This is a genomic window from Peribacillus sp. SIMBA_075, assembly GCF_046534585.1.
In genome coordinates this window covers 1-235 of sequence record NZ_JAWRYN010001615.1, presented here as the reverse complement: position 1 = coordinate 235, position 235 = coordinate 1, and the positions used below count along the sequence as shown (strand labels likewise).

Here is a 235-nt window from a genome sequence, read left to right as displayed (position 1 = left end):
AAATGAATATGTGGAAATTGCTCAGCTTTCAGCATCTTTTAATGCAATGGCGGATGGAATTGAACTGCATATTAAGCAATTGAAAGAGGAGAAAGAGAAGCAGAAAGATTTCTTAGACCGTATTACACATGAGCTAAAAACACCGCTAACAGCGATTATTGGCTATGTGGATTTAATTCCGAAGTTAAAGGTGAAGGAAGATGTAAAGGAAAGCCTGCGTTATGTAGCTGTAGAA

At 37.4% G+C, this 235-nt stretch carries 1 protein-coding gene; it reads left to right on the top strand.

The features are described 5' to 3' along the window. On the top strand, positions 1 to 235 hold a 235-nt coding region (locus tag SB775_RS33895), incomplete at both ends, for a histidine kinase dimerization/phospho-acceptor domain-containing protein (protein WP_410865682.1).